General features: G+C 45.6%; 12 protein-coding genes. 11 read left to right on the top strand and 1 reads right to left on the bottom strand.

Features of this window, described 5'->3' with window-relative positions:
• The first annotated feature begins 6 nt into the window (after window positions 1-6).
• From ASF12_RS02625 to ASF12_RS02575, 11 genes are all read left to right on the top strand, one after another.
• Complete coding sequence (locus ASF12_RS02625) at window positions 7-876, top strand: carbohydrate ABC transporter permease (protein ID WP_056032706.1); 870 nt, start codon at window positions 7-9, stop codon at window positions 874-876.
• A 16-nt stretch (window positions 877-892) separates the two neighbouring features.
• A complete protein-coding gene (locus ASF12_RS02620; RefSeq protein WP_056029159.1) occupies window positions 893-2,356 on the top strand; it encodes a hypothetical protein in 1,464 nt (487 codons plus the stop codon).
• Window positions 2,337-2,972: a YIP1 family protein gene (locus ASF12_RS02615; RefSeq protein ID WP_155972734.1), complete on the top strand. Its 636-nt coding sequence runs from the start codon at window positions 2,337-2,339 to the stop codon at window positions 2,970-2,972. Before ASF12_RS02620 ends, ASF12_RS02615 begins: the two co-directional genes overlap by 20 nt.
• Before the next feature lie 16 nt (window positions 2,973-2,988).
• Window positions 2,989-5,541 (top strand): DUF5696 domain-containing protein, encoded by a 2,553-nt coding sequence (locus ASF12_RS02610; protein WP_056029156.1) that lies wholly within the window; start codon window positions 2,989-2,991, stop codon window positions 5,539-5,541.
• A complete protein-coding gene (locus tag ASF12_RS02605) occupies window positions 5,538-6,449 on the top strand; it encodes a carbohydrate ABC transporter permease (protein WP_056029153.1) in 912 nt (303 codons plus the stop codon). The genes ASF12_RS02610 and ASF12_RS02605 overlap by 4 nt, the downstream gene beginning before the upstream one ends.
• Window positions 6,450-6,471: 22 nt before the next feature.
• A complete protein-coding gene (locus tag ASF12_RS02600; protein ID WP_056029151.1) occupies window positions 6,472-7,413 on the top strand; it encodes a carbohydrate ABC transporter permease in 942 nt (313 codons plus the stop codon).
• 173 nt (window positions 7,414-7,586) lie between these two features.
• The gene (locus ASF12_RS02595) at window positions 7,587-8,261 is read left to right on the top strand and encodes a response regulator transcription factor (protein ID WP_056029148.1); all 675 of its coding nucleotides are present in this window, start codon (window positions 7,587-7,589) and stop codon (window positions 8,259-8,261) included.
• Entirely contained in the window at window positions 8,246-9,355 is a 1,110-nt protein-coding gene (locus ASF12_RS02590; RefSeq protein ID WP_056029145.1) for a sensor histidine kinase, read from the top strand. The genes ASF12_RS02595 and ASF12_RS02590 overlap by 16 nt, the downstream gene beginning before the upstream one ends.
• A gap of 47 nt (window positions 9,356-9,402) precedes the next feature.
• Window positions 9,403-10,851, top strand: a complete 1,449-nt coding sequence (locus tag ASF12_RS02585; protein ID WP_056029142.1) for a serine hydrolase domain-containing protein — start codon at window positions 9,403-9,405, stop codon at window positions 10,849-10,851.
• Between the two features lie 137 nt (window positions 10,852-10,988).
• Complete coding sequence (locus ASF12_RS02580) at window positions 10,989-12,347, top strand: FAD-binding oxidoreductase (protein ID WP_155972728.1); 1,359 nt, start codon at window positions 10,989-10,991, stop codon at window positions 12,345-12,347.
• A gap of 306 nt (window positions 12,348-12,653) precedes the next feature.
• Window positions 12,654-13,433: a metallophosphoesterase family protein gene (locus ASF12_RS02575; RefSeq protein WP_063892459.1), complete on the top strand. Its 780-nt coding sequence runs from the start codon at window positions 12,654-12,656 to the stop codon at window positions 13,431-13,433.
• A gap of 122 nt (window positions 13,434-13,555) precedes the next feature.
• Here ASF12_RS02575 and ASF12_RS02570 read toward each other — a convergent pair whose 3' ends face one another.
• The gene (locus ASF12_RS02570; protein WP_056029136.1) at window positions 13,556-15,040 is read right to left on the bottom strand and encodes an Lsa family ABC-F type ribosomal protection protein; all 1,485 of its coding nucleotides are present in this window, start codon (window positions 15,038-15,040) and stop codon (window positions 13,556-13,558) included.
• Between the last annotated feature and the right edge of the window lie 222 nt (window positions 15,041-15,262).

Here is a 15,262-nt window from a genome sequence, read left to right as displayed (position 1 = left end):
TTGGCCATGAAAATGATCGCGGTTCTGCGAACGCCCAAAAAGCTCAATCGTTCCTTTATAGTCAGCTTTTTGCTATTCGCGCTTCTGGCCTTATTCGGTACGTTTATGGCAATGCCCTTGATTTATGCAGTGAACAATGCGTTTAAGCCGCTTGATGAGCTGTTTATTTTCCCGCCACGCCTAATTGTGCACAACCCGACGCTGGATAACTTTTTTGACCTGGTGGCAATTATGGGCAATTCGTGGGTCCCGCTCACGCGATATATCGCTAATACGGTAATTATTACAATTGTCGGTACGGCCGGGCATATTTTGCTTGCTTCGGCAGCGGCATATCCGCTGGCCAAATACCGATTTTTGGGAGCTAAAACGCTTTTCTCCATTGTCGTGCTGTCCTTGATGTTTTCCGGGCATGTGACGGCCATTCCCAACTATATGGTGATGTCTTGGCTTGGATGGATTAACACGCATGCGTCGATTATTGTGCCATCACTCGCCTTTCCGTTAGGCCTCTTTCTTATGAAGCAATTTATGGAGCAAATACCGGATGCCTTGCTGGAGGCGGCTAAAATTGATGGTGCTAATGAATATCGGATTTACTGGAGCATTGTCATGCCGAATGTGAAGCCTGCATGGTTAACGCTCATGATTTTACAGTTTCCTATGTTATGGGGGACCGATGGAGGCAGCTTTATCTACAGTGAGAATTTAAAGACGCTGCATTATGCTTTGGGTCAAATTACGCAAGGGGGAATTGCCAGAGCAGGAGTTGGAGCGGCAGTCGCGCTGATCTTGATGGTGGTTCCGATCACACTCTTTATCATTTCCCAGAGCAGCGTCATTCAGACGATGGCAACTTCCGGAATGAAAGAGTAGAAGGGAGTCGTGCAGGATGTTGAAAGGCAGATTAAAGACGAAGGTATACCTTTTCATTGCCCTGTGCTGCCTGATAAGCATGGGCATCGGAGGATCGATGGCCAAGGCGGCGGAGGATGCGGGTTCTTACAATTATTCATTTTGGGGCAATACGGTAGCCGCTCCTGCGGCCTACAAAGCAACAAGCTTATGGAACGGCGAGAGCATGGGAATTGGACCGTTAAAGGAACCGAGCGATTTGCACGTTACGGCTGATAAGCAGATTTATTTGCTCGACACAGGCAATCATCGTGTCGTCATTTTGAATCAGCAATTTGAGCTGGTGCGAATGATTACTTCATACGTCCATGAGGGCAAAGAGGAAACGTTCCAGAACCCGCAAGGTCTATTCGTAACGGATGAGAAGCAGGTGTTCGTTGCTGATACGGGAAATCAAAGGGTGGTTCATCTTGATCAGGACGACAAGCTGGTGAAGGTTATCGAAGCGCCGAAGTCCGAGCTGCTGCAAGATGGTTTCAAATTTGAACCTATTAGAGTTGTCGTGGATAAGGCGCAGCGAATTTATGTGATGGCAGCTGGGGTATTTGACGGGTTTATGGAGTTTAATGCGAATGGCGAATTCACATCGTTTATCGGCGCAAACCGGGTGTTTTTCAGCCCAGTCGAGTATTTCTGGAAAATGCTGTCCACCCAAGCGCAGCGGAGCCAAATGGTGATGTTCACGCCAACGGAATTTTCGAATTTGGATATTAACGATGAAGGCTTTCTTTACGCGACAAATAGTCAATCGCAAAACAACGTCAGAAAATTGAATGCGCAGGGGAGCGACATTTTAAGGGAGGAAGGTTATTTTCCTCCGGAAGGAGACATTCGTTTCATGACGGCTGATGGCCCTACCCGATTGGTCGATATCGATGTCGCTGACAGCGAGATGTACGCCATTTTGGATGCCAACAGAGGCCGAATCTTCACTTACAATGGTGACGGACACTTCATGTATGTTTTCGGTGGGCTGGGCAATCAATTGGGTGAATTCCATACACCCGTGGCGATTGAGCGCGTTGGTGATGATTACCTCATATTGGATAAGGCGCTTGGTGAAATCACGGTATTTCAATCGACGGAATACGGCCGCACATTGAATGAAGCGGTCAGGAGTTATTATAAAGGCGATGAAGAGCAGGCCTTTACGTTGTTTCAACAGACGATCAACATGAATGCAAATCTGGAATTCGCTTATGCAGGAATTGGCAAAGCACTGATTCGCCAGGGAGATTATGGCGAGGCCATGAAATATTTTAAACAAAGCATGGATCAACGAGGATATTCGAAGGCATTTCTGCTCTATCGCAAACAAGTGCTTCGAGAGCATTTTACTGCGATTATGACGGGTATTCTTGGACTTGTGTTAGTTGCCTTGCTTATGAAAAAGTATCGAAAAAAGAAAGGGGGACGTCAGGTTGCCTCCATTGAACAGTGAGCTGTATAAGTACCCTTTCTATCTCATTTTGCATCCCTTTAATGGCTATTGGGAGTTGAAATATGACCGCAGCCAAAAGGCGAACATCGTCATTTCTTTTGTGATTCTGTTTTTGCTGGCCTTGACCAATATTATGCAGAGCCAGTACAGCGGGTTTGTGGTCAATCTCGTTAACCCAAATGGAATGAACAGCTTTATGGAGATTTTGTATGTCGTTGTTCCCGTATTGTTTTGGTGCGTGGCCAATTGGTCGCTGACGACGTTAATGGATGGGGAAGGGAAATTTGTCGACATCTTTACTTCAACATGCTTTGCTTTAATTCCGCTCGTTATTGTTCATTTTCCATGGATCTGGTTGAGTAATTTAATTTCGCTGCAGGAGACGACGTTTTATCAATTTTCCAGCAGCATCGCCATGATATGGTGTATGTTTCTGCTCTTTGTCGGCAATATGACGGTTCATCAATATACGCCGTCCAAGACGATTGGGACCATCATTTTGACTATTGCAGCTATGGGATTCATGGCCTTCTTAAGCTTACTGTTCTTTAGTTTAATTCAGCAGATGCTGGCTTTTATATCGGTTATTTATCAAGAAATGGTTTTGAGAAGTTAAGGGAGGAGGCATAGAGATGAATATAGCCAAAAATGCCCTGTTGATCGCATGCTTCCTGGTCGGGATTATCCTTGCAGGCTGCTCCGATACGCCATCTGGCAATCATAGGGAGGAAGAGGGGCAGGCTTTGCCGGTATTTTCGCAGGGGAAGGCCTTGAGCGCTACTTTCACGGACTCTCGTATCGCCGGTATGAAGGGAGTAGCTGAAAACGACCAACTGCGGCTATTCGTAGATGATCAGACTGGGGCGATAGCCGTTCTTATCAAACAAACGGGTGAAATATGGAACAGCAATCCGCTTGATCGAGGCTCGGATTCGCTTGCTACGGGAGTAAACAAGGATCTATTGTCCTCTCAAATAAAGATTGATTTTTATAACAGCTTTGGTCAGATCAACTCTATTAATTCCTACACAGACAGTGTCGCCCATAAACAGATTAATGTCACAGAGATTCCAAGTGGGATCAGCGTGTCTTATCAATTTGGTACGACCGCAAAAACGGCAGAGGATTTACCCCAAATGTTAAGCAAGGCTCGTTTCGAGGAATTGTCGGGCAAGCTGGAGAAAGCAGGAAAAAGAGCCTTGCTCATCGCTTATACAGAGGAAACGGAAAAAGCGGTATATACAAGAAATGACAGCGCATTGAATGGGCTTCAATTAGAGCGGGCGCTCACTGCAATGGAACAATCGGGTTATACGGAAGCGGAGCTGCAGGAGGACATGGCCGCGCTTCAATTTACGCAGGAGAAGCCCGCCGCGCGCATTTTTCAAGCATCGATTGAATATGCGCTGGATGCGGATAGCCTAGTTGCCAAAATTCCCGTTTCCAGCATTCGCTATCCCGATGAATATCCCGTAAACACGATTTCACTTCTCAGCTTTTTTGGCGCAGGTGGGACGGATGAGAACGGCTCGATGTTCGTTCCAGACGGCTCAGGCGCACTTATCCACTTTAACAATGGAAAAACCAAATATCCGGCCTATCAGCAGCTTGTCTATGGGGCGGATCAAACGATAGACAGAACCGAGAATGCAGCTAGAGAACAGAAGGTGAGGCTCCCTGTGTTTGGAATTATTCGGGAGGGCGGAGCTTTTCTCGGGATCATTGAGGAGGGCGCATCTGTTGCTACCATCCATGCGGACATTGGAGGCAGGTTGAACAGCTACAACTATGTCTATCCGAATTTCTATGTGATCAATAAGGGCACAGTAAGCCTGGATGGGAATGGGCAGCAGCGTTCTCTCCCGAGGTTTCAAGAAAACCCGATGAAAAGCGATTATACGATCCGCTATGCATTTCTAAGTGGCAAGCAAGCTTCTTACCAAGGAATGGCTCGTTATTATCAGCAATATTTGGAGAAAAATAATGGATTGGTTAAGGACGAAGCAGACGATACGACAGTGGATACTCCCTTCTATTTGCAGCTAGTTGGAAGCATATCCAAGCAGAAGCACTTCGTGGGCATTCCCTATCAGGCACTTGAACCGCTTACGACATTCGAGCAAGCGCAAACCATTGTCGAGCAGCTGCAGCAGCGTGAGATAAGCGATATTAAGCTCAAGTATTCGGGCTGGTTCAATGAAGGTCTCGATCATAAAGTCCCGGACCATGTTAGGGTCGATAAGGAGATTGGGGGGAGCAAGGGATTGCAGGAATTGGTTTCGTTTGCCCAGAGCAAAGGGATTTCTTTGTTCCCGGAGGTTGCCATTTTGACTGCGCTTACAGGAGAAGGGTTCGATGAGTCGGATGATGCTTCAAGAACGCTAAGAGAGGTTCCTGCTATGCTTTATCCGCTTGATCTGGCACTGAATCGACGTGATATAACCAAATCGCCGTCCTATGTCATATCCCCACGGCTCGTAGTAGGCTATACGGATTCCTTGCTCAAAGGCATTCGTGATTTGCAGACTGGAGGCCTCTCGCTGCAGGATTTGGCCGATCAATTAAATAGTGATTTCCGTAAAAACAAGCAAATGGATCGAACGGTGTCCGAAGCCATATCGGGCGAAGCACTGGACAAAATTCGGGATGAAAAGTTGAAGGTGATGGCTAACGGCGGAAACGCCTATGCGCTGCCTTATTTGACCGATATTACGAATGCACCGTTGTCCGGCAGCGGATTTAAGCTTGAGGATGAAGAAATTCCTTTCTATCAGATGGTCATTCGTGGATTTATCGAATACGCGGGGGCACCGTATAATCTTTCTACTTATACGAATGAAAAGCAATATGTACTGAAAAATTTGGAATATGGAGCGGGCGTTTATTTCGAATGGATTTACGAGCCGAACGATAAGGTGAAGGATAGTGAATACAATCACCTCTACGCCGTCAATTACAAGCTATGGATCGATAAAGCCTCAGAGATCTATCAAGAAGTGAATGCGGTTCTGAGGAGCGTTCGAAACGAGCGGATTACCGCGCATGAAAAGCTGGATGAAGGCGTATTTAAGACGGTTTATGAGAATGGAATATATGTGATTGTGAACTATAACCGCACTCAAGTGACGGTTGAAGGCAGGACGGTAGAAGCCGAGAGCTATATTACGGGTGGTGAGCGCTCTTGAAGCTTATAACGAAGCTCGGGTTGAAGCAGCAGACTTATGCGCAGCAGAAGGCTTTTTTAGGTTTTATTTTTGTACTGCCCTGGCTGCTTGGATTTGTTTTTTTCTTTTTTATTCCGATGGTCTCCTCCTTACGCTACAGCTTTAGTTCTATAACGGCTAACTCGGAGGGCCTGAGCATCCAATATATCGGATTTTCAAACTTTGTGGAGGCTTTGACGATCAATACGAGCTTTAATCGCATATTGACGGAAGCGATTGTGGATATGGTCGTAAATGTACCGTTGATCGTTATATTCAGTTTGTTTTTAGCTGTATTGCTGAATCAGAAATTTTTCGGCAGAGCCGTTGCAAGGTCGATCTTTTTTCTGCCTGTCATTTTGGCCTCGGGGGTTATTATGACGCTTGAGAGCACAAGCTTGATTCAAGCTGTCAATGATCAAAATGCGGGCTCCAGCATCATCAATGCCTTTGGCGCTTATGAGCTGGCCGGATTAATGCTTGATGCGGGAGTTAATGAAGACATTGTCTTGTATCTTACAGGGGCAGTCGACCGTATTTACCAGATTGTAAGTCAATCGGGCGTGCAGCTTTTGATCTTTCTAGCGGGCATCCAGACGATATCTCCTCAGTTATATGAGGCGTCCAAGATGGAGGGAGCTACCGGCTATGAAGCATTTTGGAAGATTACGTTTCCGATGGTCAGCCCGCTCATTCTCGTCAATATGATCTATACGATTATCGATTCGTTCTCAAGGAATGACATGACGGAATTGATTCGGGAGACAGGCTTTACCACCTTTAACTTTGGCCTCAGCTCAGCGATGGCATGGCTCTATTTTCTGGCAATCATGATTATTTTGCTGATCAGCTCGTATTTTGTATCTAAAAGGGTGTTCTACCAAGACTAAAAGGAGCGTGAATGCCTTGATAATGGACCGATTATTATCGCTAGAAAGCTGGAAGCGGTGGCTGTGGTCGTTCGTTCGTTTAACTTTAATCGCAGGATTATCCTTCGTTATTCTTTATCCCATTCTTCAAAAGATTTCTACAGCGATAAAATCCAAGACAGATCTATACTCACCGATTGTGATATGGATTCCACAAAATTATTCGCTGGATAATATAAAGCAGGCGATCGCCATTATGGATTATTGGCAGACGCTGCTGAACACGTTTGCGCTGTCGTCGACAACGACCGTCCTGACGGCTGCCTCCTGTGCGCTCGCGGGCTATGCTTTTGCAAGACTTAAGTTTAAAGGGAGCAAGCTGCTTTTTGGAGGCGTCATTCTAACGATCATGGTTCCGCCTACCACCATACTTATTCCCGTGTATTTAAACTTGAAGGACTTTACCCTGATGGGCTTGATTCCTTTATTGACCGGAAAATCTGTCAATTTGCTGAACACATATTGGCCGTTTATTTTAACCTCCATAACGGCCAATTCCCTGAGAGCAGGGCTGTATATTTTTATTTTTCGCCAATTTTTCAGAGGGGTGCCCAAGGAGGTGGAGGAGGCCGCTTATATGGATGGTGCGGGTGTCGGGCAGACGTTTTTACGCATTATGCTGCCAAATGCGATGCCGGCAATTGTAACCGTGTTGCTGTTCTCATTCGTATGGCAGTGGAACGACAGCTTCTTTACAACAACCTACTTGACGTCGAGCAAAGTGATGTCTACCCAATTGGCTTCTTTGCCCTATAATTTATCCATCTTTCTCCAAGACGGCGCATCCTCCAAAGCTGACCCGTTTTACTTAAGCATGGTACAGGATACGGGGATTTTGCTCGCGATTTTGCCGCTAATTATTCTTTATTTGTTTGTGCAGCGCTATTTTGTCGAAAGTATTGAGCGGACAGGACTTGTTGGATAAGAGATGCACCCAAATGAAAGGCAAGCACCTAGGGAGAGCGGCTCATTGCTGGTTATCCCGTTAGGTGCTTTTCTAGTCTATTGATTAATAGGGCATTAACCACGCTTGGGATTCCAAGCCTTTTTTGCTATGCTGAAAATAGCTGATTTGAAATGAGGAAGTAGGGAAAACCAATGAACAAAATTCTGATAATCGATGATGAAGCCGATCTTCGAAAGCTGCTGACGGATTATTTTGAAATGAATGGATTTTTCGTTATGACCGCGGAGAACGGCTCGGAGGCGTTGCAGCGAATGGAAAGTCAACCGGACCTTGTTTTGCTGGATATCAATATGCCTGAGCTGAATGGTTTTGAATTATGCCGAAAAATCCGAAGTTTTGTGTCCTGTCCCATTTTATTTTTAACCGCTCGCGTCGAGGAGGCCGATAAAATAGCAGGTTTTCAGGCAGGGGGAGATGATTATATTGTCAAGCCGTTCAGCATTCATGAATTGGGCGCAAGGGTAGAGGCGCATTTACGCAGGGAAATACGAACGCAAAATAAAACATCGATTATGCTGAGTGAAAATTTGGTCATTGATTATTCGGCTCGTACGCTTTATTTTCATGGAGTACAAATTTCCCTGGCCAAAAAAGAGTTTGATATTATAGAGCTTTTATCGATGAATCCCGGCATGGTATTTGATAAAGAGCGTATTTTTGAGAAAATATGGGGATTTGGCAATGAAGGCAACAGCAGCGTGATAGCAGAACATATCCGGCGAATTCGTTTTAAATTAAAAGAGCATGGCTGTGAAAACACGATAGCTACCGTCTGGGGAGTAGGTTACAAATGGCAAAAATCATAGGCTGGCTGCAACTGAAAAATATGACCTTGCTGCAGTCTTTCATCTTTTTGTGCTGCCTTACGTTAATCACGGTGATGGCCGTCATCACCTTGGAGTTTGAATGGGCGGAAAGAATCCGGCTGCGGTATGCTGACGATTCCTCTGTAATTGGTTGGGTGCTGCCTTCTCTCGTTACGATGGTCCTGCTAACGGTTGCCGCAGGAATAGTTTTGATGGCTATCCTCTTCTATAGATGGAAACTGAAAGAGCCGCTTGGAATGCTGATGAAGGCATCGGAGAAAATTTCGGCAAACGATTTGGGGTTTCATCTTTCTTATGATAGCAAGGATGAGATGGGCGAGCTCTGCCGAGTATTTGAAAACATGCGCGGCCAATTGGAGAGAAATTATAAAGCTCTTTGGCGATCGGCAGAGGAACGCCAACAACTCAACGCTATTTTTGCCCATGACCTGAGAACGCCGCTTTCTGTCCTAAAAGGCTATTCCGATTTTCTGACCACCTATTTGCCCGCAAAAAAGATATCCGAGGAAAAGCTTCTGGAGATGGTTCAAACGATGAAGGTTCATATTGTTCGTCTTGAAAACTACACGGAAGCGATGAATTCGATTCAGAGGTTGGAGGATATGCCGGTAAATAGCCGTGAGACAGATATGCATCATCTAACCTCCTTACTGAATGAGAGCGCCAGACAAATTGCCGGACAGTATGCTAAGTCGTTCGACTCGTCCATTGCTGTGGATTCGAACAAAATAGCTGTCGATAGCGACTTGGTCATGCAGGTTTTTGAGAATTTGCTGGCTAATGCAGCGCGCTATGCTTCCAGCCGTGTAAAAGTGCATTATCGCTTCTGCAGGGGCTTTTTCACCATCACGGTTACGGATGACGGCACTGGTTTTTCCGATGAGGCACTTCAGAAGGCTAAGCTTCCTTTTTATCGCGGAGAGATTGGGGATGCTCATGCGCATCATGGATTGGGACTATATATTTGTAAAGTATTGTGTGAAAAGCATGAGGGAGGTCTGCATGTAGAAAATGGATCAGACGGTGGCGGAAAAGTAATGGCAAGTTTCTTTGCAGAGTTGATAAATAGTTGAAAATTATGCATTAGCATTTCCTTATCACAGGAATAAGGAGTGCTGAAATGTTAGTCTTGCAAAAGAAATTATTATTATGCTTGGGCTGCTTGCTGATGACCCTGTCAATCTTTGCTGCACCAGCTTCCGCTATTGAAGCCCGAAATAAGGAAGAAATACTCCGAAAAATGGATGACTATGTTATAAAAAACATGAAAAACAATCATATTTCGGGTATATCGCTTGCCATAACCCATAACGAAGATGTGTTTTATACAAGAGGTTATGGTGAGTTTTCAGATGGTCCGGCTATAACCGGCAGTACCCCCTTTCCCATCGCCTCATTAAGCAAGTCTTTTACGGCGCTGGCCGTTCTGCAGCTGGTGGAACAAGGACTCATCGAGCTTGACGCGCCATACGCATCCTACTTTCCGGACCTTTTGCCAGAGGATGAGCGTGTCCGGGACATTACGATCCGGCATTTGCTAAATCAGACAAGCGGTCTTACTGACAAAGTAGAGCCCGACATGACCCGCTTCCCTCAATATCAGTCGTTGGAAGAGATAAATAGATCATTAATCACGGTTAAGCTTGCCAACGATCCAGGAAAAACCTTTAGCTACCACAATCCTAATTATCAGTATTTAGCCCTGCTTGTGGAGAAAGTAAGCGGACAAAGCTTCTCTGTTTATTTGAAAGAAAATGTGTTTGATCCCTTGGGGATGAGTCATACCTTCAACGTCAGCAGCACACGGCAACTCATTGAGAATCCTGCCATACCGCGGGGGCATTATCTATTGTTTGGCTATCCAGTAAGCAAGGCTGAGCCCTCTTGGTTTATTGACGGTCCTGCCGGCATTGTTTCAACTGCAGAAGACATGGCAAAATGGATGCTCGCTCAATATCATTCCCGTCTTCTTGCACCGGAGCTTATGGAGCAATTCCATACAGCTGGGCAGAGCGGCCCTTATGGAATGGGGTGGCTTGCAGAAGAAGATGAGCTTGGGGACCGAACGATTTCCCATAGCGGAATTTTTTGGACGTATAAAGCAGAAGAAACGATAGATTTGGATCAACAGCTTGGCATCGCGGTTATGTTTGATTCGGGTTTAAATGCTTTTGTTAACTACTCCGCTTTTGTCGACGGGATTGCACGGATTATTAAGAGTGAGAAAGCTGAAGCTTCTGTCTTTACCAGCAGAACCATGGAGGCGGTTATGGTGCTGCTTGTAATTGGAACAGCCCTTTGGGGAGGCTATGCAATCAGCCGAATCAATAGGCGCAAGAAGAGTTTAACAGCTGGGAAATTGATTATTTCATCGGTCGGGAGGCTGCTGCCTGTCTTGATTCTTCTATCCCTGCCCCAGCTAACTGCATCTATTGGTGCTGGGCGTGTGCTGCCTTGGATTGGATTATGGACCACCATGTCATCTCTGATCATATGGCTTGCTGTATTATCGCTGGTAAATATAACGTATCTGGTATGCCGTTACCGATTGTATTTCCAGACTAGATAGGGGGATTCCAGGCCTTTTTCCGAGTGAATTTATTTCAGTATATTAGCCCATTCCCTATGCGAATGTCCTTCATACGATATACGGTGCCTTATGTTGGATAGCAGTGTTAATCATCTACTCAAAGGGAGATGCGGTTATTGAGATCAAAAACGAAGCTTACCGGGCGCGTTATTTTTAAAGGCGATACGGGTTATGAAGCGGCACGTAAAAATTGGGATCCCCATACGGACAAATTTCCTAAAGTGTTTGTTTTTGCTCAAAGAACACGAGATGTGGCCAATGCGATAAAATGGGCCCGTGAGAATAAGGTACCCATTCGTCCAAGAAGTGGCAGACATTCTCTTGAAGTCAATCTTTCACAGGTCAACGGAGGAATTGTCATTGATGTAAGCGACATGAAGAAAATTAAATTAAATAAAAAATGTGGAACGGCTGTTGTCCAGACGGGCAATAGAGTGGGAAGAATCGCAAACACGCTTGCACGGCAAGGCTTTATAGCTCCTTTTGGCGACAGCCCTTCCGTTGGCATTGGCGGAATCACACTCGGTGGGGGAATCGGGCCGCTTCAAAGGTCGATTGGCCTCATCAGCGATAATCTTCTCGAACTCGAAATGGTTGACGCGAAGGGCAGAATTATTCGTGCCAACAAAAAGTGCAATTCAGATCTGCTATGGGCTTCCCGCGGGGGCGGAGGCGGCAACTTTGGCGTATACACCAAATACAAATTTAAAGTACATCGCGCGCCAGCTAAGGCGACCGTATATCGGATCACCTGGCCATGGCATCAATTCGAAGCGGTACTCAAAGCCTGGCAAAAATGGGCGCCTTTCGTCAATAACAAGCTAGGCAGCGAATTATCGATCGGCCCGAAAAAGGGCGGCAATGTCTCCATGGAAGGCCTATTCCTCGGATCAAAAACGGAGGCCATCCGCCTATTAAAGCCCGTTACGAGCGTCGGAACGCCAACGAGCACCATCATCCGGTTGTTGCCGTACACGGAAGCCGTGAAGTTTTTATTGCCTCCCGATCCAGTGCTGACGCAAAGGTACAGTAATCAATTCTCTTCTGGTTTCGGAAGGAAACCGTTCCCTGATAAGGCGATAAGGTCCATGCGCAAATTTTTGGAAAACGTAGAGGGGGAGTTCGCGGGATTCTTTTTCCTCAACTGGGGCGGGGCTGTAAGCCGTAAAGCGCCTCGATCAACGGCATTTTACTGGCGTAAAGCGAAGTTCTATGTCGAGTGGAACAGTTCATGGATCAAGAAATCGGAAGCCGCTAAAAATATCGCCATCGTTCGCAGGACACGCCGGAAGCTGCAGCCTTATATCGTAGGGTCCTATATAAACGTTCCTGACCAAGGAATAAAAAATTCCGGGCCGGTATACTATGGAGCGAACTATCCTAGACTGCGGAGAATAAAAGCTAAATATGACCCTAAAAATGTGTTTAGAAATCCCCAAAGTATTACTCCGGCTCGCAGAGCAACGGTTAAATAACTATTTTTCCGGCTAGCTGGCTCAGTGATTTTCCTAAAATTAAAAACTCCTTCGTTGTAGGCATGCAGACAACGAAGGAGAATAAATATATGGATGCACTGGCTGGCTCCCACAAGCTCTTGATGGAAGGACGAGCTTGTGGGAGCCAGCCAGTGTCGTAACAAGTTCTTCAATTTTCAAAGTAAACCCTATATTTAGTGATGTTTTTGAGAAAGGTTTTATGTGTTATCCTATACAGGATAATATATCCAAATTTAAATGGATCGCTTTGGTGAAATCTAACCATTCGTACAAGGGAGAAAACTTATGAATGTTGATCGAACATTGGTAATCAGCGATATTCATGGTTGTTACCGCGAGTTTATAGAACTCTTGGAAAAAGTCGATTATCATTCAGTAAACGATAGATTGATTCTTCTGGGGGATTATGTAAGCAGAGGGCCAGAAAGCAAAAAGGTAGTTGACCTAGTCATGCATTTAGTCCAAGAGCAGGGGGCAATTGCATTACAAGGCAACCATGACCATCGTTTTGTTAGGGTGATAGAAAATCAGGCGAGTGAAAAAGAAATCATTACATTTTTTGAAAAAGGCGGCAGCGAAACTTTACAAAGTTACGGTAAGACCACCAAAAGCAATGGTTTAGATCATTTGAAGGAAGTTAGAGACGTGATTATGGGGGAGCTTTCTTCTCATATGGACTTTCTGAAAAATCTTCCTTGCCTTTACGAAGATAATGATTACATCTATGTGCATGCAGGTTTAAATCCTTCAGTATCCCAATTATCTGAGCAGAATGTTCATGACTTGCTTTATATCAAGGAGGAGTTTTACAGGAACAAAACCCGTATGGAAAAGGTTGTTGTCTTTGGCCATACGATTACAAAGGATATTCACGGTTCCTGTGAGATCTGGCTGGGCGGAGACAAAATAGGTATTGACGGTGGTTGTTCCTTTGGAGGACAGCTCAATTGCCTAGAGCTGGTCCATGGAAAAGTCGGCCGATTTTACAGCACGAAAGCTGTAGGTGTGCAAAAGATACTGCCATTTGCAACAACAAGGCTAACTCAACCAGCGCGCACCGATTGAGTATCGGCACGCGCTGACTGAGCTGGCTTTTTTAGTTGTCTAACCAATAGGGGAAGATTTTTTTCTTTAGAGCCGAGCCAGCATCAGCCTAACACCAAGCAGCAGGATCTGTTCCAGCTTGGCTAGCCGTTCAATTCCACGACCTTCGTTGCAACATGCTTGCAAAACTCGCTGTCATGCTCTACAAAAAGGATGGTCGGCGAATGCTCCTGCAGCAGTTCCTCGATCTGCATCCGGGAAATGATGTCAATAAAATTGAGCGGTTCGTCCCAAATGTACAGGTGAGCGGGCTCGCAAAGGCTTTTTGCAATCAGTACCTTCTTCTTTTGGCCGCCGCTGAAGGAGGCTATGTCCTTATCGAATTGGACACGAGAAAAATCAAGCTTCCTTAAAATCGCTTTGAACAAGCTCTCGTCGATTCCTTGGCCTTCGGCGTAAGCTGACAAATGGCCTCGCAAATGCGCAGTGTCCTGCGATACATAGGAAATTTTCAACTGGCTTCCTTTGCGGAGCGTCCCGGAGAAGGGGATTTCCTCGCCATAAATCAGCTTAAGGAGACTTGATTTTCCGGAGCCGTTCAGGCCAGCAAGCGCAATGCGATCACCTTGCTCGATTGTGAAGCTGACGTCGCGGCAAACCGTCTTCTCGCCGTACTGAATCGAGACGTGATCCAGCTCAATTAGCTGGGACTTGTGATAAGCCAATTGCGAAATTTTAAGGCTTTCCGAGCTTTCAACATTTTTCAGAAGCTGGGATTTTTCGTCGATCGCCGATTGCTGCCTGTGCTCAAGCGATTTGGACCGCTTCATCATTTTCGCGGCCTTGTGCCCGATGTATCCTTTATCGACCTTGGAGCCAGAATTACGGGTGCCATTTTTCGTTTTTTCCACCTCATGCGACCAGCTGCTCGTTCGTTTTGCCGCTTCGTTCAGCCGCTTGACGTCCTTGCGCAGCTTCTCGTTCTCGGCCATCTCAAAGTGGTCCTGACGTTGTTTGTTTTCCCACCAATCGGAAAAATGTCCCCTCTGAATTTCAATGCTGGTTTTGTTGATCGACAGAATATGGTCCACGCAGTTGTCAAGAAATGCCCGGTCATGGGATACGAGAATAAAGCCGTTCTTGGCTTTCAAATAATCGCTGACCAGCTTTCTGGCATGGATGTCCAGATGGTTCGTCGGCTCATCGATGAGCAGAAAGCTGTTTTCCTTTAGAAACAGGGCAGCTAGCTGCACTTTCGTTTGTTCGCCGTTCGATAAAGTGTCGAAGGGCCTGTATAAAACGTCCTCCGACACCTTGAGCAGGGAAAGCTCGCGCAGGAGCTCCCAATGCTGATAGTCCGGGCATATGTGGTCGATGATATCCACCGTATTATTTTCCTTATTTTCGATAGGGAATGGAAAATATTCAAAGCTGACATCGGCAGAAATAGTGCCATTGTATTCATAGTTGCCGAGCAGCAAATGAAGAAAGGTCGTTTTTCCCCGGCCATTCCTTCCCGTAAAGCCCAGTTTCCAGTCGGTATCGATTTGAAAGCTAACCTGATCGAAGATGTTATCGTAGCTGCCTTCATAGGCAAATGTAAGATTCGTCACTTTAATTAAGGACATGACAAATTCCCCCTTTTGAAAAAAATAAAAAGAGCTACAAGAAAGTTACCCTTCTTGTAGCTCAAAAAAATACAGCAAATTTAGCCCATTACGGGCCAAATAAGCCTATATATTTGAGTGAAAAGAATAAGTAACTTTCTTGCACGCAAAGAACAAAACATGATGTTTTATTCTTCAAACGTTCAGCAAGAAAGTCTACATTATCCTCTTCAGCTCCTATCG

The sequence above is a fragment of the Paenibacillus sp. Leaf72 genome, from assembly GCF_001422685.1.
In the GTDB taxonomy this organism is placed as follows: Bacteria; Bacillota; Bacilli; order Paenibacillales; family Paenibacillaceae; genus Pristimantibacillus.
This window is presented reverse-complemented; position numbering and strand designations above follow the sequence as displayed.